The organism is Ningiella ruwaisensis, from assembly GCF_004798935.1.
Lineage (GTDB): Bacteria > Pseudomonadota > Gammaproteobacteria > Enterobacterales > Alteromonadaceae > Glaciecola > Glaciecola ruwaisensis.
On sequence record NZ_RAHT01000003.1, the window covers coordinates 483,257 to 506,627 of the forward strand.

A 23,371-nucleotide genomic window follows, 5' to 3' on the forward strand; every position below is an offset into this window, starting at 1 on the left:
ATATGGAACGCTTTTCTCAACTAATAGCGGATCAAACTTTACTTCCCATCATTCAGGCGAACTCACCTGAGGAAGCCGTGAACATAGCGCGAGCAATGGCAAATGCCGGTTTAACGCTCGTTGAAGTGGTTTTACGTACCGAAGCATCTCTGTCTGCCTTGCGCGCGATTAAACAGGAAGTGCCCCAACTCAAGGTCGGTGCAGGAACCATACTTTCAGAGCAAGACCTGAAAAAAGCCTTAGATGCAGGCGCAGACTTTATCGTAACGCCAGCTGTTTCGCCCAAACTATTAACTTTGCTTAATGATTGCAAAGTGCCTGTTCTGCCGGGTGTGTCAAATACTGGTGAAATATTGATGGCTCTGGAAGCCGGTTTTACTGAACAAAAACTATTTCCAGCTGCGCTGGCAGGAGGCGTAAAGTTTTTAAGCGCCATTTCAAGTGTTTTTCAGTCGGTGAAATTTTGTCCTACCGGCGGAGTTAATGCAGCAAATAAAGCTGACTTTTTAGCGCTTTCGAATGTGTTTGCAGTAGGTGGAACCTGGGTTGCACCCAAGCCATGGGTTGAAGACAAAAATTGGGAGGCGGTGACCAAAGCCTGTAGAGAGGCAATCGCTTGAAAGTAGGCCGTGCCCTGCTTGCTACAGCTTCCTTACATTTATTTTACAAATGCATTGTTTTATTAAATTCTTATTGGTAATATCAAAAAATGTTTATTGGTAATAAAATAAAATAACTATTGGATAGCGTTTTATTTAACAATGGCTAGAAAGGTCACTTTATGTCGCTTAAATATCGAATACTACTTTTGTTGTTACTCCTAGGTACGCTGATCTCAGGCGTAACTGTCTTTTCAAAAGTACAGACACAAGATAGGGTGGTGTTGAGGTTAGGCCACGTGGTTGACCTTGAACATGCTGTCCACAAGTCACTGGTTTATTTTAAAGAACAATTGGCAGAGATCTCCGCCGGGCAGTTGCACCTGGAAATATACGCTAGCGGACAGCTTGGCGCTGAACGAGACCTTATTGAGCTACTGCAAGTTGGCAGTTTAGCAATGGCTAAAGTATCGGTGGGTCCTTTAGAGTCGTTCGTACCCGAAATGCAGGTATTTTCTCTTCCTTATGTTTTCGACGATGAAGCGCATTTTTGGAAAGTCGTGAATAGCCCATTAGGTGAAGAGTTGTTGCTGTCGCCTCTTAAAGTCGATCTGCGCGGCGTGGCATTTTTTGACGCAGGCAGCCGCAGTTTTTATACCTGCCCTAAAGCCATATCCTCTCCAAGCGATCTTAAAGGTATGAAAATCCGCACCATGAAGAGCCAGTCGGCCGTTGCGCTGATGCGTGCGCTAGGCGCTTCAGCAACGCCAATAAGCTTCGGCGAACTTTATACGGCGCTACAGCAAGGGGTGGTTGATGGAGCTGAGAATAGTCCAATTACCTATTATAAAGCGCGACACTACGAAATATGTAAAAACTTTACCCTTGATGAACACAACACCATCCCGGGAATTGTCATGTTTAGTGAAAAAGTCTGGCAAACCCTTACGCCTGAGCAACAGAACTGGATAAATGTTGCAATGGAGCGCACGGTTACTTTCCAACGGGCGCTTTGGAAATCAGATACGCAGGTCGCCCTGGATGCGCTTAAAGCGGCTGGAATCAATATTATATATCCAGATAAGGCACCGTTTCAAAAAAGTGTAGAAAACTTTAAAGCAAGTTTTGAGGGCAGTGAAGTGGGTGAAATACTTGATCGTATAGAGGCACTGAAATGAAGTTTTTCAACAAAATATTGGACTGGCTTGATCATTTGTTAAATCGTCTTTTACAGGGTATTTTGATTTTAGTGACGGTTGTGGTCAGTTGGCAGGTTTTCTCTCGCTATGTGCTTAATGCGCCAAGTTCTTTTACTGAAGAGTTAGCGCGATTTTTATTAATTTGGTTAACCCTTCTAGGCTGTGTTTTTGCCTATCGCCACAATTCGCACTTAGGCCTTGATATGGTGTACTCACAGTCATCAGGTGCTATGCGTAAAGTGATGTATCATTTCATTCATGCTTGTGTTGCGTTATTTGCGATTAGCGTAATGATCATCGGTGGCTTTCTGTTAATGAAAATGACAGAAGACTTAGGCCAGTCGTCTCCTGTAATGGGTATCGACATTAGCATTATTTACTTTGTCGTACCTTTAAGCGGCGTCCTTATTTTTATTTATGCAATTCATGCCATTTTAAATCCACATTATGACGCCATTTCCCATGATGATTTTGCGCACGGCACAACCTTTGATGACATTCCAGATAACAACACTAAGAAGAAGGATTAAGCGATGACTATTTTGTTTTTATTGTGTTTGTTCTTTTTGCTGTTGTTTTTAAACGTACCTATTTCGTTTGCCATCGGTTTATCAACACTCCTGTTTTTATTTACGTCAGTGGACTTTTTGCCTGCTGCGACTACTGTAGCGCAGCGTATGACAAATGGGGTGAATAGTTTTGCCTTAATGGCAATTCCATTCTTTATCCTGTCTGGACAAATTATGGCGCAAGGCGGTATTGCCAAGCGTTTGATAAATTGCGCGATGGCTTTGCTTGGCGCCTTACCTGGCGGACTTGCCTTAGTCAATGTGCTTTCATGTACCCTGTTCGGCGCGATTTCTGGGTCAGCCGTAGCTGCAACCTCGGCTATTGGTAGCTTTATGGTGCCGCAAATGAAAAAAGCGGGGTATAGCGCCGAGTTTTCTGCGTCTGTTACAGCTGCTGCTTCTACAACCGGATTGCTCATTCCGCCAAGTAATATTTTGATTATCTATGCAATTGCTAGCGGCGGGGTTTCGATTTCTGCATTATTTTTGGCGGGCTATATTCCCGGCCTTCTGGTAGCCGCTGCCTTGATGGTTTTTTGTGTCATTTACGCCAAACGAAAAGGATTCGCTACTGCTGACCGTTTGCCAATAAAAGTTGTATTAAAGTTTGTCTGGCAAGCTATTCCAAGCCTTGCATTAATATTTATCGTAATGGGCGGTATTATAAGCGGTGTATTTACACCAACGGAAGCAGGCGCGATTGCGGTTATTTATGCACTGGTTTTGGCCGCAGGCTTTTATCGCGAAGTAGACATGCAAAAATTTGGAGAAATCCTTACTAAAACGGTTGAAACAACTGCGATCGTTTTGTTTTTGATTGCCACTTCATCAGCACTTTCCTGGGTGCTTTCATATGAAAATATTCCTCAAGACTTAACTGATACGCTCTTGGCAATCAGTGAAAATCCCTTAATGATTTTATTGATCATCAATCTTATCCTTCTTCTGATTGGTGCATTTATGGATATGACGCCAGCAGTGCTTATCTTTACTCCCATATTTTTGCCAATTGCTGTTTCGCTGGGAATTGATCCGCTTCAATTCGGGATTATGATGATTCTGAATTTATGTATTGGTTTATGTACTCCTCCCGTCGGCGCCATATTGTTCGTCAGTTGTGCTGTATCGAAAACAAAGATAGAAAAGATGCTCAAGCCCATGTTGCCACTATATGTCAGCATGATAATTGTATTACTTATGGTATCGGTCTATGCACCATTTAGTACGTATTTACCCGAACTCCTGGCGCCTTAGGCGGAACCAAACATGAGAGAGAAAAATATGTCTTTAAAAAATAGGGTGGCTATTGTGGCTGGTGGCGGACGTGATATTGGCGCTGCATGCGCATTTGAGTTGGCTGCTCAAGGCGCGAGTGTTGTAATAACTTATCATTCCAGTGCCAATGGCGCGCAAAGCGTTGTCGACAAGATTCAGTCTAATGGTGGGAATGCTATTGCACTGCAAGCTGATCTTACAAAGCCAGAGGACATTGAATTAACGCTATCGAATACCCTTAAGGAATTTGAGAAAATAGATGTCTTGGTGCATGTTTCTGGCGGCCTAATTGCCAGAAAAAAGGTTGTCGAGTCTGAGTTGGAACACTGGCGTGAAGTGATGGACGTTAATCTTACTTCACTGTTTTTGATGAGTCGCGCCGTCATCCCTCACTTAAGTAAAGGTGGCACGATTGTCACTTTTTCATCCCAGGCGGCAAGAGACGGTGGTGGGCCTGGGGCGGTGGCTTACGCTACATCCAAAGGTGCAGTTACTACATTTACTCGCGCCCTTGCAAAAGAGCTGGGTCCCGATATTCGTGTGAATAGCGTCTGTCCTGGGATGATAAAAACAAAGTTTCATGATGATTTTACTAAGGATGAAGTCAGGCATTCAGTGGCCCAGGCGACTGTACTGAAACGAGAAGGTTTAGCTGAAGAGGTGGCCAAAGTTGTTGCATTTTTAGCAAGTGAGGACTCGTCCTACATGACCGGGACAAATGTTGATATAAACGGCGGTTTGGTGTTCTCGTAAGGACGCAATATTACCAATTAATTAAGTATTGGTAATATACGACAAACGGTGTATGCTTTGTGACGGTGTATAAGCCATCTTGCTTCATTAAATAGCATTGAATCACTCGTCGTTACAAATAAAATAAAACAAAAGGCGCATAGCGTTAAAAATCGTATTGTTAAAAATAATACTTTTGAAAAGTAGCGCGTTTAGTTCAGGCAAGATAAGTTTAACGATTGTACACGCATGTTCCCTACTGTAGACGCTAGATAGTAGGACTTGTCGACAAAGGGTATTAAAATGAAAACACGTCGTATGTTTTGGCAGATTGCCGAGAAAATTGAAAACTTAATCGATTCAGGTCTTTATCCGCCTGGAAGTCGCTTGCCACCTGAGCGAGAGCTCGCAGAAACCTTCAATGTAAGCCGTCCCACGATTAGGGAAGCGGTAATTGCTTTGGAAGTAATGCAGCGTGTGGAAGTCAAAACCAGTTCAGGTGTTTATGTCTTGGAAAGCCCTAAAGATAAAGAGCGTGAAACATTAGATAAAGTAAGCGCGTTCGAACTGACACAGGCGCGAGCTTTAGTAGAAGGTGAAGCTGCTGCCTTAGCCGCTATGTCTATTAGCGAAGATGAGCTCGCGGCACTTAAGTCAACACTTGATGCGATGGAATCAGGTATTGGTGCTGAACAAGCAGACAGAGAGTTTCATCTCATCATTTCAAAAGCCACCAAAAATCATGCAATTTTGCTGGCGGTTGAAAAGTTTTGGGAATTAAGAGATACCCTTCCAAATGTGAAAAACGCATACGCTAACGTGTGTAGTCAATCTAACAAAGACAGACTGGACGAGCATAAGGCGATATATGAGGCTTTGAAGAAACATGATTCTCAGCGTGCGCGCGCTTCTATGCATGCTCACTTTAATCGCCTTATTAATGCCTTGTTTGAGATGAGTGAGGCGAAAGCCTTAGAGGAAGTGCGTAAAAAATCAGATGAAACGCGTGGTCGATATTCATTAAGCCATTTAGTTAACTAGTGCGTGTTTATCTTTGTTCATTCATTGTTTTATTAGATTAAAAAAAAGAGCCTCGAATCATTCGAGGCTCCTTTTTTTGTAGGTAGAGGTCCAAAAGCCACAAACCTCACCCGGGCACACAATTAATACTTGTAGCTAACACCAAACGTAATGCGTCTGTCGGTCAAGCCTTGGAAGCAGAGTAAGGCTCCTTCATTTACACAATATTGTTCAACATTGGACTCAGTTAGGTTGACCACTTCTACACCTACATTGAAGTTGTCGTTTACCTCATAACTTACGCTGGCATTAAGCTGTCCTCTGTCGTCCTGAACCACTGGGAAGCCCCATGGGTAACTGCTTGTGCTACCAAAGTCTTCTGAGCGATAAGCTTCTCGCCATGTATAGCGTGCTCTGGCAGAAAAGCCATACTTTTCATAATACAAGGTAAAGTTATAGGCATTTTCGGAAAGGTCTAACAATCCTTGGACGGCAGTGAATTCAGCATCTGGCATTCCAGTTGTTCTGGCAAATACCGAGCTTGCTCGACTGGTAGCCGTATTGACTGCTTCGCCGCCCGAAAACTCCTGTATAGTGTAGTTAGTGAGAATACCGAAGCCCGATGCCCATCCCAGTTCGTCTTCAAATGCTGAAAGATCGTACTGAAACGCTAATTCCAAACCTTTTTGAGTGGTATCTGCAGTATCATTAATAACGGTTTGGGTTGGTACACACACACCTACTCCGCCATCTGGACCAAACACATTGATATCAGCGATTGGGTTAAAAATACCGCCTTGTTCACAAGGTGCTGTGGTGTCTCTAAAGCCAGTTACCGGATCTTCAAAAGGACTGAACTCTTGTTCAACAAAGAGATCTTTACGTTTTTTATAGAAAATACCTGCACTTACCAAACTAGAAGGGGCAAAGTACCACTCTACAGACAAATCAAATGAAGTCACTTCTTCAGGCTCAAGATTCGGATTGCCTATTGCTACCGGCGGGTTAGGGCTCGTACTAAACGTGACAGAAGTTGATAAGTCGTTAAAGTTAGGACGTCTTATGTCTTGTGACCAACCAGCACGAACAATCACATCTTCTGCAACATCAGCAACTACGTTTATGCGAGGTAATAAGAAGCTATAATCACCACCTGTCGTCACTTGTTCAACTAACTCATCGCCATTAGCGTCAGTTGTAATTGAGTTACCGGTGGAGTTCACCTCTGTTTCAATATAGCGAAGACCCGCATTACCTCTGAATATACCCAGTTCAAAGTTGGCTTGTGCGTAGAGTGCGTCAGTTATTTCCTCTATATCAAAAAATCCGCTCACAGTTGAAGACGGCTCGCTTATAGAGCGTGAACCACCATGCGCTGTTATTGCATCATTTAATATGCTTAATACTCTATCAGGATCTGAAGCAACAAGTTCTGGATTGATCAACAAAAAATCCTTGATAAACAAACTGCGGCCATCCGCTGCATCAAAATTATCAGGGCCAGCAGTTAAAACTTCTGCAAATAGGTTGCCGCGGGGACTATCGTCTAAAGTACGCAAACCTACGTTTGAAGTGATTTGATCAGACAAACTCGTTGTTTTGCTATATCGGTAGCCGAAATCGACGGTGGTAATGGGCCCCATGTTTAAGTCATAAATGAAGTCTACTCGAAAGGCATCTTCCCCGTTTTCCGCAATGTTATTGCCGATATTTACGTCGCGTAATACGACGTTTGCCGGATCTAATAGCTGAGCCGATGTCGGCGCATTTGCTTCACCCGAGGCAATACCAAATGCAAGCGAGCCACCACTTAAGTCATAGGCAAAGGGGACTGCGTTATCGTTACCACCACCTGCATCAAGTGGCGTATTTGGATTTATAAAGTTAAGCGTGGTATTGAAACTGGGTGTTGTGGAGTCAGATTCAGAACGAGATACTTCAGCACTGACAAACAATTTATCCCCTTGCCACTCTCCGCCTAAACGAAATATTTTGCTCTTGGTTATACGGGAGTTGGTGTCACTTGAAAATCGTAAATTGGGATCATCATCATCCGTTTCGATATCAACAGGTATAACACCCGTTAGCGCAGCCTGAATGCTACCTAAATCCAATCCGTCAAGAGAGCCAAAATCGACAGTCTCAAAGCTGTCGGGAACTGAAATGCCGCTTAAGGCGCTTACCCCTGAAGCTTGAACGCGCGAGCTCTCCTGCCGTCTTTCCTGATCATTGATAATTGTGTCGAAGTAGAACTTGGTATTACTATTGGGCGCCCACTCAAATGAACCTGAAAAATTTACCGTTTCGTATTCAAAATTGTCATAGTCCTGATTAATAAATTGAATAGGTAAAAAGTCAAACTCTTGCGCGCTGGGAAGTTCGCTATCAGAGGCAACAATATTGTCTCTATCTGCTCGTGGTCTGAAAGCTGTGACGTCCTGTTCAGCATAACTTGCACTTAATACTACGCCAAATTCACCGTTATTCGTGTCCCAGGTTTCGCCAAATGCACCAGAAATCCGTGGAGTAACGCTGTCGGTTGATAAACTACTATCTTAACCTTGTATACGAAAGGCAGCAAGAGTGTCTGAAAGCTGCAGAGGGCGAATCGTTCGAAGATTTATTGTTGCACCAACAGAGCCTTCAATGGTTTTAGCTTCAGGCGCTTTAATAACTTCAACTGCAGAAATAATGGCGGCAGATACGTCTTCAAAATCTATCCCGCCACGACCGGCACCTGAGCCTACGGTTGAGACGCCGTTTATTTCGGTTCGGTTTGCGTTAGTGCCCCGGATTTGAACGCCAGTACCCACGCCTGCTTCACGCGTGATTTGTATACCTGTAACGTTTTCAAGCACTTCCGCAAGGTTTTGATCGGGTAATTTTCCAATATCTTCTGCCTGTATGACCTCAATAAGATTATCAGAAGATCGTTTCTCGGCAAGCGCTCCTGTAAGTGATGCTCTGATGCCGGATACCTCAACGACTTCGACCTCGTCTGAGTTTTGCTGGCTTTCCTGCGCAACTACTATTGAGGTATGCGCCATAGATGCGGCTAATATACCTAAAGTGATTTTTGATAGTTTGTGTCCCATAATTGATTCCTGTGTGTGTCAAATCAAAGTTAAAAGAAATACATCTTGGCAATAAAGTTTACAATCAATTTACTATATACTTACAATTTAATAGTCAAAGGTCAACCTTTTGGTAAGTAATAAATTTTAATATTGTTAGGTAATATGGTCTTATACACATTCGTAAATGTGTTGTTTGATTAAATTTCCATTCAAAATCAGTAGCTTGGGTTTAAGCGCTTTATACTGCTACGCTCAAATTATAATCAATAATATTCATTATTTTATGTGTTTATTCTCCAAAAACTCACCTGATTAAGCTAATTTTTGACAAGAAATGAAATACTTTTAATTAAATTGGTTAACAATTTGGTTTTATCTTGTTTCTATTTAGTGCGGGTGAATTGTATTTTAACTTCAGGAAAAAAGTCCTTGAAAGCGAGCCTGATATAAAAAATTGAGTCGAGACAAACGCGCTTCATTGCTCCATAATACGAATCTGAACTTTAGAAATTTAATCTGTATTGGCAACCTCGTGGCAAAATCTTCTCAAGACAATATTGAAAAACTGAATATCCCGCCGCATAGCATTGAAGCTGAGCAGTCTGTGTTGGGCTCTTTGATGATTTCTCCTGATGCATGGGACAAAGTGGCGGATTTATTGATTGAGTCTGACTTTTACAACCGTTCGCACCGAGTGATATTTGCTGCTATTTTACGTCTAATTGGTGCAAACGAATCTGTTGACACGGTAACGGTTAAGGATAATCTTGCCAAACACAATCAGTTGGAAGATGCCGGTGGTTTTGCGTACTTAATTGAGCTGGCGAAAAATACCCCAAGTGCGGCCAATGTTGCCGCCTATGCAAGCAGTATTCGCGAAAAAGCCATTGTAAGAGAAGTCATCGGCGTAGCGCACGACATTGCAGAAGTCGGCTATAACCCGGAAGGACGAGACAGTAAAGAGGTCCTTGACCTTGCTGAAAGCAAGGTATTCGAAATTGCCGAAAAACGCACCGCGGCTGGAGAAGGCCCGGTAGATGTTAAAAGCGTTTTGAAGAAAACGGTAGACCGCCTTGATGAGTTAGTTAAACAAGACGCTGACGTTACCGGTGTATCAACTGGCTTTCACGACCTGGATAAAAAAACCAGTGGCCTGCAGCCATCGGACTTAATCATTGTCGCTGCAAGGCCATCGATGGGAAAATGCATTGCTGCTGAATCACAGTTAGTGGATCCTTGCACTGGCGCGATCAAAACTATTGAAGAAATGGTTGAGAAACAGAATGGCGAAGTGTTATCGCTGAATGACAGTTTCAAAATCAAACGCAATAACGCTTCGAATTTTGTTAACGACGGTAAAAAGCCGGTTTTTCGGGTGACTACTGCTCTTGGGCGCAAAATTGAGACTACTTTGACTCATCCGTTTCTTACTGGAACGGGTTGGAGAGCGCTTGAAGAGTTGCGCGAGGGAGAGCAAATCGCTGTACCGAGAAAACTCGATATCTTCGGCAAGACACACGCTCCAGAACATGCAGTTAAAGCGATTGCCTATTTTATTAGTGATGGTGGTACAACGCAGTCAAGCCCTTTATTTACCAATACAAATGAAAGGATCGTTAAAGATTTCACTGAAGCTATGGAAATGTTTGATGGCGTGCGCGTTCGCTCAGTCAATTCTGATAATCGAGCTCCAAGTTATCGAGCATCTGCAAAATCTGGAGATATTGCTTCTGTTAAACACTATTTCTCGAACGTGTTAAATGAGATGTTGAACGAGTTAAAAATTAGCGGAAAAGCGCTGGCCAAATATTTGAACTTAAGGCCATCTACAATCAGCCAGTGGCGAAATTCTGTTGCCTTGCCCTTACCTCAAAGCTATGAGGCACTCAGTGCTCATTTGGGAGCGGACTTTGAGCAAAGAACGCGTGGCTGCTTTTATCAAAGTACGCAACGTTTCAACTCCCTTACCAGTTATTTAAAAGAAGTGGGTTTGTGGGGTAAACACGCACATCAAAAAGTGTTACCTGATTGCCTTTTTACCCTGAAAAAGGAATTAGTTGCGCTTTGTCTGAACCGAATGTTCGCATGCGACGGTGGCATTTATTTAAGTAAAACTGGTCAAGTGAGAGCAAGTTATGCGACAGCAAGTGAAACACTCGCTTATCAGGTGCAGCATCTTCTTTTGCGGTTTGGCATATTAAGTAAGCTTCGTAAAAAAAAGCCATTTAAAAAAACGCTACGCGAAGATAAAGCTAATACAGACGGGGCGCTTTCTCTGCATTCACAAACGGTACTATCGACAAGTAACGAATGTGATCTTTACGTATCTCATGCTCAATATGAGGTAGAAATTCTTCATTCCCCCAGTTTGCATATATTTATTCAAGAAATTGGTATGCACGGTAAAGAGGCAAGAATTAACGAATGTCGAGAATTGCTCAGCAATAAAAAACATCACTCGAATGTAGATAGCCTGCCAGATTCCGTCGTGGATTACATCCTGACTCTAAAAGGTACAAAAAGCTGGTCATCGATTTTCGCTCATGCTGGAATTGCATTTCCAAAAGGCTTCAATCCGCACTTTTCAGACAAAACAAGGCGCCGTATATCTCGAGAACGAGTCAAACTCTTTGCCGAATTATTCAAGGATGAGTATTTAAGAGCTTTGGCTGAGTCTGATGTATATTGGGATACAATCAAAAAGATTGAATATGTTGGTTATAAGCAAGTTTATGATTTAACAGTACCGGGAGAGCACAATTTTATCGCGCAAGATATTTGTGTGCACAACACAACCTTTGCAATGAACCTCTGCGAAAACGCAATGATGATGCAAGACAAGCCGGTGCTTGTGTTTAGTCTGGAAATGCCGGCTGAACAAATAATGATGAGGATGCTGGCCTCGCTTAGTCGGGTAAATCAAACAAAAATTCGTACTGCAAAACTTGATGATACTGACTGGGTAAAGCTACAGCAAACCATGCAAAGCCTGCATGAAAAAGATAATTTGTTTATCGACGATAGTTCTGGCCTGACGCCAATGGAGCTTCGGACGCGGGCGCGAAAACTTGCTCGGGAGCGTGGCGGTATATCACTCATTATGGTGGATTATCTTCAATTGATGCGAGTGCCGAGTTTATCTGATAACCGGACCTTGGAGATTGCAGAGATATCGCGCTCATTAAAAGCGCTTGCCAAAGAGCTTGAAGTGCCTGTTGTTGCCTTATCTCAGTTAAATCGTGGTCTTGAGCAGCGTAGCGATAAACGTCCGATCAACTCAGACCTTCGTGAATCTGGCTCTATTGAGCAGGATGCTGACCTTATCATGTTTATCTATCGCGATGAGGTATATCATGAGAATAGCGAATACAAAGGCATTGCAGAAATTATCATTGGTAAGCAGCGTAATGGTCCTATTGGTACATCTCGCTTGACTTTCCAAGGTCAGTTTTCACGCTTTGATAACTATGCCGGACCAGATTTTGCCGACGAATATTAATGAATCGGAATAAATGTTAGTAGCCAAAACTACTTATAGCATTTTGTTAGATCTCCTACAATTGAAGTAGACCTTATGCTGCACATAGTTTAGCTTATAGGCTTCTTTTAAAAGGAAGCTCTGACTATGGTTAATATTTCAAGTTCTCTTGCAGTAGCATTACGCACCCTATCCGCCTTTTCACTTTTTTTCGTTTTAGGCTTTGCGTTTGCCAGCCAGGCCAAAGACCCGCCCTATATTGAAATTCTTGACGACAAAGCCTTAAAGATTGTGGATGCAAATGCTGAGTTTAAGGTATTGGGTAGCGGCTATTCGTGGTCAGAAGGACCTGTGTGGGTCGAAGACGGTGGCTATCTGCTTTTTTCCGATGTGCCTGAAAACACTATTTATCAATATCGCCCAGGTCAGGAGGTTACGCCGTATTTAACACCTTCTGGCGCGACAGGTATCGATGAAAACGATTCGTCACAGGGTGCTAATGGGCTTTTAATAAACGATAAGGGGCAACTGGTAATTATGCAGCATGGCGACCGTCGGGTAGCAATAATGGATAGTGGCCTTGATGCACCTGCAGATAAGTTTATTTCTCTTGCATCCACTTTTGATGGAAAGCGATTTAACAGCCCAAATGATGCAATTTTTCATAGTAACGGCGATTTATATTTTACCGATCCGCCTTATGGCTTAAAAGACAGAGAAAAAGATCGTCAACTAGATTTTGACGGAATTTTTCGTGTAACAGCTGACGGTACCGTGATATTAGAAGATGATTCAGTCCGCTATCCTAACGGAATTGTACTTACCAACGATGAACAGCGAATGATAGTGGCTGCATCCGATAGGGAGAATGCTAGTTGGTATCAATACGATGTTGCAGACGATGGAAGCCTGCTTAATAAACGGGTGTTTTATGATGTTTCTGACTTGGCTGGTAAACCGGGAGAACAAGGATTACCAGATGGGATGGTTGTTCACTCAAGCGGTCATATCTTTGCGACTGGTCCAGGTGGGGTATATCTATTCACGGAAGATGGTGAACTATTGGCTAAATACAGAACAGGAAAGGCGACCGCTAATGTCACTCTGTCAGCAGATGAGAAACACCTGTACATGACTGCGCACGATCAATTAATGTCCATTGCCTTAAAGTAAATGAAAAGCAATAAAAAACCGCCGGACAATGAAATTGAGCGGCGGTTTTTGTTAATTAAATTACCCGATTAACGAGTAACTTTTTCTTGTATTGTTGCTTCAACTTTCGCTTCAATACGACGGTTCAAACGATGTGCTTCAGCGGTATTTTCTGTGAATTTTAATCGTGTTTCACCGTAGCCAATCGCACTTAGTCGGCTTGGATCAATACCGTATTCTTCTACCAGCATTTTAAGCGCTGCCTGAGCACGTTTTTCAGAAAGCATTTGATTGTATTCTGTTGTGCCCACCGCTGAAGTGTGACCTTCAATAACAGCGTTAGTGTTAGGGTATTCACGCATAAACTCAACAAACTCTTTCACCATTTCAGTTTCATGGTCTTCAATTACGCTTGAGTTATTGGCGAACAAGATGTCCAGTTCAACAAAGATTTCTTCTTCAGCGTAAAGCGTACAGCCTTTGTCATCGACCTGATCGGTACTTGGTGTGTCAGGGCATTCGTCGTTTGCATCAACCACTCCATCACCATCAGCGTCTTTAAATTCGCAACCACGCGCATCAACTTCAACACCAGCTGGTGTGCGCGGACATTGATCAAGACTATTAATAACGCCATCACCGTCAAGGTCAATATTACAGCCTGTGGCATCAACGGTTGCTCCTGGAGCGGTGTCTGGGCAACGATCAACGGCATCATAAACACCATCACCGTCTGTATCAGGCTGACTTCTTGGTGCACTTGAAGCACCAAAAACGTACGCAAGACCAAGTTTCAAACTAAACTCGTTGTAACCTTGACCAAAATCATAATACGTAGCCGCTTCGGTGATAACTCGCCAGTTTTCGCTCGTGTTCCAGTGCTTACCCACACCTAAGCTAGCCATACGATAGCTGTCTGTCAAAGACTGCTCACGCACACCACCAAACAGGTAAGCAACATCATCTTCAAGGAAGTACATCATGTCAGCTCCAAGCATGGTGCCGTCGTCGGCAAGCGCACTTCGATTGTTGTCATCTTTATCAATTAACACGCGTGACAACTCGAAACGAATGGCCCAGGAGGGGTCAAATCTAAATCCAACTTCAGCACCAAAACCTCTACCGTCTTCTAGACCGCCTACAGGTTCAGGTTTTTCTGAGTCAGCATTATAATATTGCGCAAAACCACCAACCCAGCTTTCATACGCTGGCCCATCGGTAGATTCTTGAGCAATTGAGAGATTGGATACACCTGCAGTCGCAAGTGCAACAGCTAGCGCTAATTTCTTCATGGTAATAACATCCTTTTTTTGCAGATTTATATTTTTGTGAATTTTAACTAATTAAAAGCTTTATGAGCGCACAGGCGTTTGTCACTTTAATCAGCCATCAAAGCATATTTCTAAGTATGCATTTCCCTGCGAGCTGGAAAACGGTAATATTATTTTTGGCCCTTCTACTTTATGTTGAATCAGGTGTTCTACTCCTGAAACAATCACAGGCGTGGCCATTTCAAATTCATAACCCTGTTCAGATAAATGACCTTTAGCGCTTCCACAGATCATGTTGGTGATTTCACCTACCATATCGCAGACGCTGTCATTTAGCTCTTGAACATCTTCTGCCAGCATATTTTTCATCATGGCAAACGATAGGTCCTTTTCTAAACTTATTGCCATAGAGCCTCTAACCTGGGGGCCCACCATTCCAATTATACCAGATACTTCGCCACGCGATACAGCATCTTTTTTCAGTGCTGGCTGCAACACATCTAAATCGATACTCGCCATCATCGCCATCACTTGCTTCATTGAGACGATGAACGGATTAATAAAAGCAACATTCATTTAGGCGATTTTGTCTCGACAAAGTTTGCAGCGACCGTGAGCTTCGATGGTTTGGGTCATAATTTCAAAGGAATTTTGTTCCGCCTGAGCCTCAAGCGTCTCTTTAACACCTTGAGACTGTATTTCTTGTACGTCGCCGCAATCGTCGCAGATTAAAAACTGAACGGGATGTGAGCAACCAAAGTGATGACACGCCATAAACGTGTTATTCGATTCAACTTTATGGACTAAGCCTAGTTCCAAAAAGAAGTCGAGTGCGCGATAAACTGTGGGAGGTTTAGCATTATCTTCAACCGCCTTTAATTTATCGAGCAAATCATAAGCGCCTATTGAAGAATCTTCCTTTAACAGGATCTCATAAACTCTCGCCCGCAAAGGAGTAAACCTTACGCCTTTTTGTTCACAATAATCTTTTGCTTTTTCAAAGATTCCTTGTTTTTCTTTAGAGAGTGCAACTGACAAGCTCAAGCATCCTGTTAAAGTACAAATTTAGTTCCCTGAAGTATACCATCGCTTCATTTGTGAACAAGACGCAAAACGCGTAAAGTGCGCACAGCTATTTATAAATGGCTTTTTTCTGGCAGTTTAAGAGTGTGTTATGCAAAAAACTTTGTTTGTTTTTTCTGAAAATCACTGGCTCGTTCCGGCGAATTTGAATTTTCAAAATCTTTTTAATGCGTTAAAACCTGATGAATTTACAGACATCGACGCAAGCGACAGCGATCATATTGCCTTTGAAAAAGACAATGGCTTTCATCATCATTTTGTTGACTTGCACAATAATCCGGTGGACAGCGCGAAATATGTAAAAACATCTATTCGTGAGGCGCTATACCTAATAGACGAAGCGAACTTCAAATATCTTGCAAAAGCCTGGCAGTACGCACAATTTTTAAGACATCATCAGTTTTGCGGCCAGTGCGGTGCGCGGATGCAGCAAGTTCAATGGGAAATGGCGATGCATTGTCATAAGTGTCATCACCGTGTATATCCAAGAGTCTCTCCCTGCATAATTGTTGCTGTACGTCGCGATAATAAAATCCTGTTAGCACAAGGCGTTCGTCATCAAAGCACAGGCTTTTTTTCTACCTTGGCGGGATTTGTCGAAAGCGGTGAATCATTGGAGCACGCTGTGCATCGCGAAATTAAGGAAGAAGTGGGTATCGAGGTAAAAAACCTAGAGTACTTTGGCAGTCAGGCATGGCCGTTTCCACATTCGCTAATGGTTGGCTTTTTAGCAGAATACGCAGGGGGTGAGCTGGTGCTTGAAGAAAAAGAAATACTTGCTGCCGATTATTTCGATATTGACGCCTTACCAAAGGTGCCGCCAAAACTTTCCATCGCAGGGCGCCTGATTGAAGAAACTGTCAAAAGAATCGAGAAAATGCATCAAAATTGACGTATCCTTTGCGAAATTTCCCAAATGCCCAACTTTTAGAAAGTAAAATATTCGAGTATTAAATGAAGCCATTGAAAAACGACCGTTATTTACGCGCCCTTTTAAAACAACCAGTTGATGTCACCCCTGTTTGGATGATGAGACAAGCCGGGCGATATTTGCCAGAGTATAAAGCCACAAGAGCCCAAGCGGGTGATTTTATGGCGCTTTGCACTAATCCCGAGCTGGCCTGCGAAGTAACACTCCAACCTTTACGTCGTTTCAAGCTGGACGCTGCCATTTTGTTTTCAGATATTCTTACTATTCCTGATGCCATGGGCTTAGGTCTATACTTTGAAACGGGAGAAGGGCCCAAGTTTCAACACCCTGTTGCTTCTCATCGGGATGTAGAGAATTTACCTATTCCCGATCCTGAACTTGGCTTGGGTTATGTGATGGATGCAGTTCGCACCATTCGTAAAAACCTTGAGGGCGAAGTGCCCCTAATCGGCTTTTCAGGCAGTCCCTGGACCTTGGCCACCTACATGGTAGAAGGGGGCTCAAGCAAAGCCTTCACCAAAATCAAAAAAATGGCCTTTGCAGAGCCTAAAACGCTGCATCTGTTGCTTGATAAACTGGCAGATTCCGTCATCCTCTATCTCAACGCGCAAATCGCTGCTGGCGCGCAGTCCGTTATGATTTTTGATACTTGGGGCGGTGTGCTTTGTCCTCGTGACTATAAATTATTTTCGTTGCAGTATATGGAAAAAATTGTTGCTGGCCTGACGCGTGAATATGAAGGAGCGCGCATCCCCGTTACTTTATTTACAAAAAACGGGGGAATGTGGCTTGAATCGATTGCGGCAACCGGTTGTGATGCTGTAGGACTGGATTGGACCATTGATATTGCCGATGCAAAAGCACGAGTCGGCGATAAGGTTGCGCTTCAAGGCAACATGGATCCCAGCATTCTATACGCGCCTAAAGAACGTATTGAACAAGAAGTTGCCGATATACTGGCAGGCTTTGGTGAAGGTGAAGGGCATGTGTTTAATTTAGGCCATGGCATTCACCTTGATGTGCCCCCTGAGCACGCAGGATATTTTGTTGAGGCGGTTCATAAGCTTTCAAAACCCTATCATAAATAAGTTCGCCACATTAAATAAAAAGACCAGTGTAATCTATGCACTGGCCGTATTACATGTTGTAAAGCGATAAAATTTGTTGCCCTTACTAAGCGCTCTTTTTTAGCAACTCTGGTAAGTTACGTAGGTGTCTTGTTTTTGATAGACTGTTCTGACCGTTTCCGAGCCATCGGGATGGCGAATAATGATTACGGCAACCGCTACATAACTACTATTTTTAAAGTTTGCTGGTTCACATCTTACAGGCACGAAACTACCTCCAGCAACCAACTTCGCTTCAATTAAACTCCCGTGTTGAGAGACGCCTGTTTGTTTTGCGTCAGCAAATGTACGGCCTTCAGATGTAATTGATGCGTCTTCATTTAATACTACACTTACCGCACCTTCATCTACCTCTACATTTAATGCTAATACCGAACCATCAGCAAAATTCATAACCACATTGAACGAAGCTAGTTCGTTTAAATTTGTCAAATCTATGTCAAGCGGTACTACTATATCTATGACCGACTCAAGTTTAGTTAAAGATGAGATCAATCCGAAAAATGTAGCATTGTCTTGAACACCTTCTCTTATGTCTCGAACCAGATCACCTGCGCAATTTCTTTCTGTTTCTCGATAATCAAGCGCGGTCAAACAAGTGCTTGCGGAACGAGGCACAATTGAGCTGCGTTCACCATGGGCGTTGGTCATCGTTCCGGTTGAACTAATGCTTAAATTATACATTTTCTGAACGTCGTTTCTAAGTCGAGCAACATTGGCAAACTCTTCAGTGACGTCACGCTCTGCATCACTGGGTTCAATTTCTCTCGCCGATTTACTTCCTGGAAGAATCAGGCTGCCGAAGGAATTATATACGTTTGGCGAAATTGTAATTTCATATTTTATGGTTTGCTCGTTATCAACATCAAAAAAGGTAAAGTAATCACGCCTTGTCTGAACATCGAAATCTCCACCAATACATGTGGGTCCATGGTCGCAGCTTGAATATTCACTATGGATGGCGCTGGCAGCCAGGGCTTTATTTTTGAAGTTTTGCGGGCAAGGGCTAAAAGCATTTCCAAGCTTACTTGAACATACCTCAGCTCTTTCATCACCAAGAATGCTTGCGCTACTATCAAACGCAAACGAAAAAGTAAAAAGAAACGCTGCAGTCAAAATTAATCTTAATTCCATATTAAATATCCTATCTTTATTTTTACAAATAACAACTTGTGTTGAAGTCCTTGCAACGGAATTATTGTTTTCAACAATCACTTACTTAATTCGACTTCAACGTAAATACGCTATCAACCCCCCCCCCCCTCAAATTGTCAATTAGTGGCACTTAGCGGTAATTAGCTTTAGTTTGAATTTGTGCAATCAATGATTGCCGTGTATTTCTGAAACTAAAATCATAAGCTTGAGCGACATCTAACTATCGTTACCGAATATCGAGCTTTTCATGCATACTTTTAAGAATCTTTACCCGCGCGTCTCGTTATCTAATAAAATGCTTGTTGGGACTATGCTAATAATTTCAACTGGTCTGTATGGCTGTAGCGGAAGTGATTCAGAGACAGAAGTAGTTCCTCCTGAAGAATCAAGTCCTCCCCCACCTGCGCCTCCACCCGATCCGCCGCCCTCTCCTGCGCCAACAAGTTCACGCTTGAAAAACATAGAATATGATTTTGACAATAACGGCGTGTTTGAAGGCTTACTTACTCTGGAATACGACGACTCAGGCCGCATTGCAGGGGCTATTTATACTTACACCGATGATGGTACAGAGGATGCGAAATTTGAATCATTTTCTCTAGCGTCTTTCACTCCTGGTGATGAGTCAACTGAACATGAAGAGTTTTACGAAGTTGATGATGAAAACAGAGTAACAGAATACCGAATCGTATCTGAAGGCGGGAATCCTGTTTCTGTTTTTGCCGCAAGCTATTCTGCTGATTTTATTTTAGATAGTGCGGATACCTCTTTCAGCAACACTGGCATCTCGCCTGCGATCGTACTCAATTTGAGCACCAGTTTTGATTATACTTCAGGCAGGCTTGATGGATGGGAACAAACCGATAATGCCGATGGGACAGTTTTCGATAGTCTTTCTTTTACCTATTTAGCTGATGGACGGCTAGGTTCGATGCTTAACGGTGATGGAGATATTACTGAACTAAGCTGGACGGGTGAAAACAGGATCGCAAAACAGGAGACAACATCGGATGATGGTGAATTCCTGGGCATGGTCGAATATCGCTATGAAGAGGGACTTTTGGTTCAGGAAGCGCACGAAATTATTCCTTTACCAGGCAGGACTTTTACGCGCTACGACTTTATTTATACCTATGATGATACAGACAGAATAGCTCAACAAAACGTTGACTTGGGAGCAGATGGGAGTATCGAAGCAGTCGTGCTATTTGAGATGGAAGAAGCGCCCTGTGTACAAATGGTTTTTTGGATTAATAATCTGATTGACCCTTTTTTAGCTTTTGACGCAGAAAAAAGCCTACTGATGCCGGCTTCTGGTTGGGGCTTGCCCAGAAGTTGTCATATTGAGCAATAAACCGGTATTAGGCAGAATTTACTTCATGGCTTGTTAAGCGAAGGGTAAGCACAACAACAATGACTTTTGCAGAAAATGTTAAGCATTTGCATTATTGGCTTTTTTTATAATTCTTACCAAGCGTGCCTGTTGGCGCGTAAGCAGATTTGGTTGAATTGACGGGCTCTGCTTTTTTTTCTGGCGGGAAAGAGCCCAGGCAAAGTGCTCAGTTAATGTGGCATCGTCCGTTTCGTCCAAACGCTTTAGAAGAAGTGAAATAATCTTCTCGCTGTAAGGTGCGTTACCCAATGCAACGGAAAGATTCCTGAGCCATTTTTTATAGCCAATGCGACGAATAGGGCTGCCTTCTGTTTCTTTTAAAAATTGCGCTTCAGTCCATGAAAATAATTCAATCAGACTGGCGCCTTCAAGCGCCGATCTTGGCGTGAAGTCATCTTCTTCCGTATAGGGGGCGTATCGATTGTAAGGACACACTAACTGACAATCATCGCAGCCGTAAATACGATTCCCCATTGCTTCTCTGAATTGCTCATCAATTGGGCCATCATGCTCGATAGTGAGATAAGAGATGCAGCGTTTTGCGTCAATCTGATAGGGAGCAACAATAGCATCTGTAGGACATATCGAAATACAGGCAGTGCACGAACCACAGCCTTTTGTTTCAATTGGCGAATCAACAGGCAAGGGAATGTTGACAAAAAGCTCTCCTAAAAAAAACCAGGAGCCGTCCTTATCATCTATGGTAAGTGTATGCTTGCCTGTCCAGCCAATTCCGGCTTTTTCAGCCACAGCATGTTCCAATACAGGGGCTGAATCCACAAAAGGACGGTAATTTAAATTTTCGCAATAGAACTTAATTTTCTCAGCAAGTTGCTTGAGGCGTTTACGCATCACTTTATGATAGTCTCGACCAAGGGCATATCGCGAGATGTAGGCGGTGTTAGGGTCGCCTAAGTCCTTCGCAAAATCAGGTTTTTTGGGCAGATAATTCATTCTCACACTAATAATCCGAAGTGTGCCTGGCAGGAGCAAATCGGGCGATAAGCGTTTGTCCATATTACGTTCAAAAAAAGACATACTGCCGTGATAGTCGTTTTCAAGCCAGTTTTTCAAGGCTTGTTCGTGTTGACTCACGTCAATATCAGCGATGCCAATGCCCTGAAAGCCTAGCGATTTAGCCCAAGCCTTGATATTGTTTGCTAATTGTACGTAATCTATTGACTGCATTGGCTTTAAGCTCACAAAAGGAAAATTATTTCATGTTAGAAAAAAACGCCAGCTTGAGTTTAACACAAAAACTTTACCGGGCTGACCAGGTTCGTCAGCATGAAAAACAAGCCGCAGAAGCAATGGGGCTGGATTTATATGCGCTGATGCAACGCGCCGGTAAAGCGGTTTTTGAACAATCGGTTCAGCTATTGCCCAATATTGATAACTATCTGGTGCTGGTAGGCGTTGGACATAATGCAGGCGACGGTTATGTTGCGGCACTTCACGCTGTAAAAGCTGGAAAAAACGTCGTGCTTTGCGCAGTTGAGCCTGATAGGGAAGTGCAGGGAGATGTTGCTAAAGCTCGTGAGGCATTCGAGCAAAATGGCGGCAAAGTTGAACATTTTTCCAGCGAATTATTAGATAAAGCTGAAGTGGTTATCGATGCACTTTTAGGGACAGGTATCAATGGTGTCATACGAGCAGAATTTGCTGAAGTCATCGATACGATAAACGATTCAAAATTGCCTGTTGTCAGCGTGGATATTCCAAGCGGACTCTGTGGAGATACTGGCGAGTCGCTGGGCAGATGCATCCAGGCTGACGTGACGGTGACCTTCGTAGGCATCAAACTTGGCTTGACCACAGGGGCTGGAAAACAGTTTTGCGGAAAGCTTGTGTTTGAAGATCTGGGTATTGGCAAGGCATTTGCGAAAATTGCGAGAAGTGATGCAACTGCGCTTGATATTAAGCACTTTAAAGGTTTGGCGCCAAGGCCGGTTAATACTCACAAAGGAAATCATGGCCGTTTACTATGCATTGGCGGGAATGCAGGTATGTCGGGCGCAATTCGTCTTGCAAGCGAGTCTGCACTGCGCACTGGGGCAGGTATGGTAAAAGTGTTTGCTCATCAGAACTCACTTGTACAAATTAGTGCGGGCAGACCGGAACTTATGGTCATAAGTGACGGTCTAGATGAGGCGCTTGAGTGGGCCAGTTGCATCGCCATCGGGCCTGGATTGGGAACAGATGCGTGGGCAAAAGGGGTCTTTGATAAAGTCATGGATTACTGTCAGCATCATCCCAAACCGATAGTGGTTGACGCTGATGCACTTAACTTAAAAGCGGTGAATACACGTTTTGTTTCCTTGAGTGACTGCATAATAACGCCACATAGCGGAGAAGCCGCTCGATTGTTAAATGTGTCTATTGAAGATGTAGAGTCCAATCGCTTTAACTTTGCCCGTCAGTGCGCCGAGCGGTATGACGCAACTTGTGTACTAAAGGGAGCCGGTAGTATTGTCGATAATCAGCAGCATTCCTGGGTGTGTCGACACGGCAATCCCGGCATGGCTACAGCCGGAATGGGAGATGTGCTTACCGGTGTACTTAGTTCCCTTTTGGCGCAGGGTTTAACGACCGATATGGCCTGTCAATTTGGCGTTTCCATTCATGCAAAAGCAGGTGATATCATTGCTGAAAAGTATGGTCAACGAGGTTTGCTACCTAGTGACCTGTTCGAAACCATCAGAGTATTAGTAAACGAATGACAAGTGAATTGGAAAATATGTCCCTATCAGACACCGCTGCTGATAAAACTTTTGTGACAAACAAAGTAATTTGCAACAGCGAAGCAGATACGCAAATTCTTGCTGAACATTTTGCCGGGCAAGCAAAAGCAAATGGTTTGGGTGGGCTTGTCTTTTTTCTGGAAGGCGATTTAGGGGCGGGTAAAACAACCTTCAGCCGCTCGTTTTTGCAGGCAATGGGTCATCAAGGGAGTGTTAAAAGTCCTACCTACACCTTGGTTGAACCATACAAAATCGGAGATGTTGATATCTTTCATTTCGATTTGTACCGCTTGGCTGACCCGGAAGAGCTGGAGTTTATGGGGATAAGGGATTATTTCAGTGCGTCAACCCTGTGTTTAATAGAGTGGCCAGAAAAGGCCTCTGTTCTATTGCCAAGCCCTGACCTAGTCATTAAGATAGCAATAGCAGAAAATGGTCGTGTTTTTACACTGCATGCATGCAGCACTGTAGCGCAAAAATGGCTTGAGTTTTTGCCTGAGACATTGCACATAACCCAAGTGCAATCTAGGTCTACGCTTTAACATACACGCCAACGCGGAGTTAGTAAA

The 23,371-nt window shown here is 43.3% G+C and carries 18 protein-coding genes and 1 pseudogene; 13 read left to right on the forward strand and 6 right to left on the reverse strand.

Annotation, left to right across the window (positions count from 1 at the left end; all coding sequences use genetic code 11):
• Window positions 1–2 precede the first annotated feature (2 nt).
• From eda to D6V41_RS08530, 6 genes are all read left to right on the forward strand, one after another.
• Entirely contained in the window at window positions 3–620 is a 618-nt protein-coding gene (gene eda, locus D6V41_RS08505; RefSeq protein WP_136251037.1) for a bifunctional 4-hydroxy-2-oxoglutarate aldolase/2-dehydro-3-deoxy-phosphogluconate aldolase, read from the forward strand.
• Window positions 621–781: 161 nt separating this feature from the next.
• Window positions 782–1,777, forward strand: coding sequence for a TRAP transporter substrate-binding protein (locus tag D6V41_RS08510; protein WP_136251038.1), 996 nt, complete (start codon window positions 782–784; stop codon window positions 1,775–1,777).
• On the forward strand, window positions 1,774–2,328 hold the full coding sequence (locus D6V41_RS08515) for a TRAP transporter small permease (protein WP_136251039.1): 555 nt from the start codon (window positions 1,774–1,776) through the stop codon (window positions 2,326–2,328). The genes D6V41_RS08510 and D6V41_RS08515 overlap by 4 nt, the downstream gene beginning before the upstream one ends.
• 3 nt (window positions 2,329–2,331) lie before the next feature.
• A complete protein-coding gene (locus D6V41_RS08520) occupies window positions 2,332–3,621 on the forward strand; it encodes a TRAP transporter large permease (RefSeq protein ID WP_136251040.1) in 1,290 nt (429 codons plus the stop codon).
• Window positions 3,622–3,648: 27 nt separating this feature from the next.
• The gene (locus D6V41_RS08525; protein ID WP_136251041.1) at window positions 3,649–4,395 is read left to right on the forward strand and encodes an SDR family NAD(P)-dependent oxidoreductase; all 747 of its coding nucleotides are present in this window, start codon (window positions 3,649–3,651) and stop codon (window positions 4,393–4,395) included.
• Window positions 4,396–4,677: 282 nt separating this feature from the next.
• Window positions 4,678–5,415: a FadR/GntR family transcriptional regulator gene (locus tag D6V41_RS08530; protein WP_136251042.1), complete on the forward strand. Its 738-nt coding sequence runs from the start codon at window positions 4,678–4,680 to the stop codon at window positions 5,413–5,415.
• A 122-nt stretch (window positions 5,416–5,537) separates the two neighbouring features.
• Here D6V41_RS08530 and D6V41_RS08535 read toward each other — a convergent pair.
• Window positions 5,538–8,489: pseudogene (locus D6V41_RS08535) on the reverse strand (TonB-dependent receptor).
• Between the two features lie 514 nt (window positions 8,490–9,003).
• Between D6V41_RS08535 and dnaB the strand changes: the two are divergent.
• Window positions 9,004–11,970, forward strand: a complete 2,967-nt coding sequence (gene dnaB, locus D6V41_RS08540; protein WP_136251043.1) for a replicative DNA helicase — start codon at window positions 9,004–9,006, stop codon at window positions 11,968–11,970.
• A gap of 126 nt (window positions 11,971–12,096) precedes the next feature.
• Window positions 12,097–13,122, forward strand: coding sequence for an SMP-30/gluconolactonase/LRE family protein (locus D6V41_RS08545; RefSeq protein WP_136251044.1), 1,026 nt, complete (start codon window positions 12,097–12,099; stop codon window positions 13,120–13,122).
• Window positions 13,123–13,190: 68 nt separating this feature from the next.
• Here the strand turns inward: D6V41_RS08545 and D6V41_RS08550 are convergent, their stop codons facing one another.
• The 3 genes from D6V41_RS08550 to D6V41_RS08560 form a co-directional block, all read right to left on the reverse strand.
• The gene (locus tag D6V41_RS08550; protein WP_136251045.1) at window positions 13,191–14,393 is read right to left on the reverse strand and encodes an OmpA family protein; all 1,203 of its coding nucleotides are present in this window, start codon (window positions 14,391–14,393) and stop codon (window positions 13,191–13,193) included.
• 90 nt (window positions 14,394–14,483) lie between these two features.
• Window positions 14,484–14,948, reverse strand: coding sequence for a chemotaxis protein CheX (locus D6V41_RS08555; protein WP_136251046.1), 465 nt, complete (start codon window positions 14,946–14,948; stop codon window positions 14,484–14,486).
• Window positions 14,949–15,410 (reverse strand): transcriptional repressor, encoded by a 462-nt coding sequence (locus D6V41_RS08560; protein ID WP_136251047.1) that lies wholly within the window; start codon window positions 15,408–15,410, stop codon window positions 14,949–14,951.
• 136 nt (window positions 15,411–15,546) lie between these two features.
• On the opposite strand from D6V41_RS08560, the gene nudC reads away from it, so the two are divergent.
• Window positions 15,547–16,347 carry an NAD(+) diphosphatase gene (gene nudC, locus D6V41_RS08565; RefSeq protein ID WP_136251048.1) on the forward strand — a complete coding sequence of 267 codons (801 nt, stop codon included), beginning with the start codon at window positions 15,547–15,549 and terminating at the stop codon, window positions 16,345–16,347.
• 62 nt (window positions 16,348–16,409) lie between these two features.
• Window positions 16,410–17,474 carry a uroporphyrinogen decarboxylase gene (gene hemE / locus D6V41_RS08570; RefSeq protein ID WP_136251049.1) on the forward strand — a complete coding sequence of 355 codons (1,065 nt, stop codon included), beginning with the start codon at window positions 16,410–16,412 and terminating at the stop codon, window positions 17,472–17,474.
• Window positions 17,475–17,573: 99 nt separating this feature from the next.
• On the opposite strand, the gene D6V41_RS08575 is transcribed toward hemE, so the two are convergent.
• Complete coding sequence (locus D6V41_RS08575) at window positions 17,574–18,728, reverse strand: hypothetical protein (protein ID WP_136251050.1); 1,155 nt, start codon at window positions 18,726–18,728, stop codon at window positions 17,574–17,576.
• A gap of 250 nt (window positions 18,729–18,978) precedes the next feature.
• Between D6V41_RS08575 and D6V41_RS08580 the strand changes: the two genes are divergently transcribed.
• Complete coding sequence (locus tag D6V41_RS08580) at window positions 18,979–20,022, forward strand: hypothetical protein (protein WP_168710990.1); 1,044 nt, start codon at window positions 18,979–18,981, stop codon at window positions 20,020–20,022.
• A gap of 78 nt (window positions 20,023–20,100) precedes the next feature.
• Here the strand turns inward: D6V41_RS08580 and queG are convergent, their stop codons facing one another.
• On the reverse strand, window positions 20,101–21,249 hold the full coding sequence (gene queG / locus D6V41_RS08585; RefSeq protein ID WP_136251052.1) for a tRNA epoxyqueuosine(34) reductase QueG: 1,149 nt from the start codon (window positions 21,247–21,249) through the stop codon (window positions 20,101–20,103).
• A gap of 32 nt (window positions 21,250–21,281) precedes the next feature.
• Here queG and D6V41_RS08590 point away from each other — a divergent pair, with 32 nt between their 5' ends.
• Window positions 21,282–22,781, forward strand: a complete 1,500-nt coding sequence (locus D6V41_RS08590) for an NAD(P)H-hydrate dehydratase (protein ID WP_136251053.1) — start codon at window positions 21,282–21,284, stop codon at window positions 22,779–22,781.
• A gap of 17 nt (window positions 22,782–22,798) precedes the next feature.
• The gene (gene tsaE / locus D6V41_RS08595) at window positions 22,799–23,344 is read left to right on the forward strand and encodes a tRNA (adenosine(37)-N6)-threonylcarbamoyltransferase complex ATPase subunit type 1 TsaE (RefSeq protein ID WP_136251195.1); all 546 of its coding nucleotides are present in this window, start codon (window positions 22,799–22,801) and stop codon (window positions 23,342–23,344) included.
• Window positions 23,345–23,371 lie beyond the last annotated feature (27 nt).

Bases quoted from the DNA above. Each gene is read 5' to 3' on its own strand.
- eda (WP_136251037.1), top strand. From the start codon at position 3: ATGGAACGCTTTTCTCAACTAATAGCGGATCAAACTTTACTTCCCATC.
- D6V41_RS08510 (WP_136251038.1), top strand. From the start codon at position 782: ATGTCGCTTAAATATCGAATACTACTTTTGTTGTTACTCCTAGGTACG.
- D6V41_RS08515 (WP_136251039.1), top strand. From the start codon at position 1,774: ATGAAGTTTTTCAACAAAATATTGGACTGGCTTGATCATTTGTTAAAT.
- D6V41_RS08520 (WP_136251040.1), top strand. From the start codon at position 2,332: ATGACTATTTTGTTTTTATTGTGTTTGTTCTTTTTGCTGTTGTTTTTA.
- D6V41_RS08525 (WP_136251041.1), top strand. From the start codon at position 3,649: ATGTCTTTAAAAAATAGGGTGGCTATTGTGGCTGGTGGCGGACGTGAT.
- D6V41_RS08530 (WP_136251042.1), top strand. From the start codon at position 4,678: ATGAAAACACGTCGTATGTTTTGGCAGATTGCCGAGAAAATTGAAAAC.
- D6V41_RS08545 (WP_136251044.1), top strand. From the start codon at position 12,097: ATGGTTAATATTTCAAGTTCTCTTGCAGTAGCATTACGCACCCTATCC.
- D6V41_RS08550 (WP_136251045.1), bottom strand. From the start codon at position 14,393: ATGAAGAAATTAGCGCTAGCTGTTGCACTTGCGACTGCAGGTGTATCC.
- D6V41_RS08555 (WP_136251046.1), bottom strand. From the start codon at position 14,948: ATGAATGTTGCTTTTATTAATCCGTTCATCGTCTCAATGAAGCAAGTG.
- nudC (WP_136251048.1), top strand. From the start codon at position 15,547: ATGCAAAAAACTTTGTTTGTTTTTTCTGAAAATCACTGGCTCGTTCCG.
- hemE (WP_136251049.1), top strand. From the start codon at position 16,410: ATGAAGCCATTGAAAAACGACCGTTATTTACGCGCCCTTTTAAAACAA.
- D6V41_RS08580 (WP_168710990.1), top strand. From the start codon at position 18,979: ATGCTAATAATTTCAACTGGTCTGTATGGCTGTAGCGGAAGTGATTCA.
- queG (WP_136251052.1), bottom strand. From the start codon at position 21,249: ATGCAGTCAATAGATTACGTACAATTAGCAAACAATATCAAGGCTTGG.
- D6V41_RS08590 (WP_136251053.1), top strand. From the start codon at position 21,282: ATGTTAGAAAAAAACGCCAGCTTGAGTTTAACACAAAAACTTTACCGG.
- tsaE (WP_136251195.1), top strand. From the start codon at position 22,799: ATGTCCCTATCAGACACCGCTGCTGATAAAACTTTTGTGACAAACAAA.